4 protein-coding genes and 1 pseudogene are annotated in these 3,120 nt (G+C 32.3%); all 5 read right to left on the bottom strand.

The features are described from left to right. Nucleotides 1-1,253: pseudogene (locus U881_RS0103195) on the bottom strand (right-handed parallel beta-helix repeat-containing protein); the annotation flags it as partial. 9 nt (nucleotides 1,254-1,262) lie between these two features. Further along, nucleotides 1,263-1,649, bottom strand: a complete 387-nt coding sequence (locus U881_RS0103200) for a BBA14 family lipoprotein (protein WP_024652949.1) — start codon at nucleotides 1,647-1,649, stop codon at nucleotides 1,263-1,265. Nucleotides 1,650-1,667: 18 nt separating this feature from the next. Further along, the gene (locus U881_RS0103205; protein ID WP_024652948.1) at nucleotides 1,668-2,027 is read right to left on the bottom strand and encodes a hypothetical protein; all 360 of its coding nucleotides are present in this window, start codon (nucleotides 2,025-2,027) and stop codon (nucleotides 1,668-1,670) included. A gap of 44 nt (nucleotides 2,028-2,071) precedes the next feature. Next, nucleotides 2,072-2,767 (bottom strand): DUF261 family protein, encoded by a 696-nt coding sequence (locus tag U881_RS0103210; RefSeq protein ID WP_084538399.1) that lies wholly within the window; start codon nucleotides 2,765-2,767, stop codon nucleotides 2,072-2,074. Further along, the coding region (locus U881_RS0103215) for a hypothetical protein (RefSeq protein ID WP_024653193.1) at nucleotides 2,754-3,120 on the bottom strand (367 nt) is incomplete at its 5' end. The genes U881_RS0103210 and U881_RS0103215, both read right to left, overlap by 14 nt.

Raw genomic sequence — 3,120 nt, forward strand, 5'->3', positions numbered from 1 at the left:
AAGCGAGTTTCTAGATTATGAGTCGAAATTATTGCCAAATGTTCATTGAGTGCATAATGATCATGCCATACTTCTTTACGCTCAAAATCCCACTTGTATGTGGTATCAAACCATTTAGGATCATATTCTTGATAAACAACACTACCTATCTTATCTGCAAAATCAGGATACACTACTCCTTTTTGCAATACTCCAACATATAAACTACTCCCAGAACCCTGAACACTGATTGGAGCTGAATACAGAGGACGCTTATTTGCAATAGACTCAGCTTTGCTCTGAAACTTACCTTCTCGCCAAATAACCCTGTTTGAATCATAACTACTGGAACTACTCTTTGATAATATATAACTTGTAGCATCGATAGAACAAACCTTTAGATCTTTATTGATAACTTCACTCTTCCATATAGGTAAAATCCTCAACTTTCCATCACCCGTAAATGTATATGCATATCCAAACTCATATAGAAGTGCCGATAAAATTGTCTGCAAATCTTCACCATCATCAATAATTACAGCAGGCACTTTTGCCAAAATACTTTCAGATCCATTATCATCAATCAAATCTTTAAGTTTAGTCTTTTCTATCATTAAATGAACTATAGATTGTTCCTTAATCAATGGATTATACACGTATAGCCAATCAGGATTATAATTTACAGGAAACTGAACAGGCTTTTCAAAAACCACCTCCAAAAGTTTAGAAAAATCATTCACAGTAAAACTCATACTTTTAGTTGAGTCTAAAATCTCTCGATTGAAAAACTTTTCTAAAATACCTTTGAATAACGGCTTCTTACCTTCACTTACGTTTACATAAACATCTTCTTTCCTAAAAAATAGAAAATCTAAAAATTCATCCGAAAGTCCATTTGCCTCAAACGAAAAACTGCTTGACGCTGTTTTTAGAGTTGGATCTACGATTTTTAAATCTAGTGAAAGACTAGATATATCAGTGTAAGGCGTTAAATCAAAGAATTGACCCTCATCAGTGAAAAAAATAATACTAATATTACAACATTCACAAGAATCATTCTCTTCATGGGCATTTTCTGTATCTGTTTCATTACTCTCTACAACTTCAGTATCAGAAGATATTAATCCATGTTCACCAGTTGTAGAAATTTCTTCGCTAACTAATATCTGAGATGAATCAACAGAAGAAGGAGAAGTATTTTGAAGATTCACTAAATCTTCAGATTCTCCTTTTTCTAAAATCTCTTCAATCTCACCTTCTTGTTCCAAATCCACCCTTGTCCCTTATTCCTTCAAAGACACTTGGGTATACTTACGGTATATTGCAATAGCAATAGGTTTTACTTTCGCTATATACCTTTGATAATAAGCTATCCTCATCTTAATACCCTCTTCTCCAGCATCACCTTGAAATGCAGGATCTAAGGTCTCAAATACAGGAAAGCCATCCTGTTTGTAGTAAGTCTCAACATAATGCTTAGCATGAATAAGCCACATATTAAGACTCAATGCATACTGAAATAATACAGACTCATCACGCGCCAAACTTAAAAGATCAGTTTTACCTGTCAGAACAGGCTCTTTTGGGAGACTTGCAACTCCTTTACAAGAAAGTAATAAAAAAACCAAACACAAAAACACATAATAATTTTTCAAAATAGATCGTTTCATTAATTAACCACCTCTGTATTAATACTCCTTTTTCATTTGATTTAATATCTCTTTAGCCACTTGACCTCTAAGTTGGATAAGTTTGTCATAATCATCCCAATTCTCACCATCTTCTAAAGCCTCGCAAGCATCAATGGCTAAATCTACAGCTCCCTTAAGTCTGGAATTAATTATCTCAATTGCACGCTTGTCTTCATTTTGCTTTACAATCTTATCCTTGATTAAACAAATGAAACTCAAAATCGAACTCGCTAGCACAATGCCTTCTCGCGCAACATTAACATTAGATTCCTCTACAAAATCACCAAAACCCTGTAGTAAAAAATCTTTTGCGGTAACTGTATCCAAAAGCTTATTTATATTCTTAATAACACTCAAACGAAACCTCCACAAATATACTTTTTCTAAAATGACAAAAATCCTTACGCACTCGCAAATTGCTCATGGTAAAGAGAAAGTCTTTTTCTTATATCACTTACAAGAGACGAATCAATAATTTTGAATACTCTCAATGACTTAAGCACTCCATTATTTACAGCTCTAGAATTACCAAGTGAATCCCAAATAACAGAACGTAAATCATTATCAACAATCACAAAATGATAAAAATCACTCTCACTATCTTTATACTTCCCTACCAAAATATCACGACTATCAGGCTCATAATTTGCAGGCTCACAATGTACATTAATATAATGAATATCATCACTAACACCCAGATTCTTCAATATAAGATTTGGATCGAGAACATATGAATTAGCATCTTTCAAACAACCAGAATTTGCCAAGCTCTTAAAGAGCAAATCAATTTCAAACACATCAAAATACTTCTCAACCTTATCTTTAATTTCCTTTACAACAAACGCAATGAACAAAATACACAAAAAGTAACATCCAAACTTACAAACAACAATATTGTGGTTCCTAAAATTATGTTGAAATGGAACTACCAATCTGTGCTTTTCAATTTCTATTACTTTCTCAGAAACACTATAAGATGGGTCTTTTAAAGACACAGCTCCCTCTAGCAATTCTGACTTATATTTTTTAATAAAATAATCTTTCAAAGTTTTATAAGCAAACTCATAAATAAAAATGCAAAATTTACTTCTTATCATTTGATTCTCCAAAATGCTTTAGCGATAAAAAGCATTTCTCTATTTCTTCTTTAAGTGCACTTTTGATTTTTACTCTCTCTTTAAGTAAAAGAGACTCTAATTCCATAATCATTTCTTTACTTTCAGTATTCAATTTATCAATGTCTTTTTTAATATCCTCTCTTAAGAAAATCTTTAAGGCCTCAAACTCACTTTTAAATCTATTTTCAGACTCAATTCGTAGTTCTTCCAAAACTTCTCTTTTAAACTCAGATAAAAATCCTTTGAAGGCATATGTACCAATTCCTGAAATACAAATAACTACCGCTGTTGCAACAGTACCAATAATATTAAGTTGTTTCCTTAGACCACCA

Source organism: Borrelia persica No12, from assembly GCF_000500045.1.
In the GTDB taxonomy this organism is placed as follows: domain Bacteria; phylum Spirochaetota; class Spirochaetia; order Borreliales; family Borreliaceae; genus Borrelia; species Borrelia persica.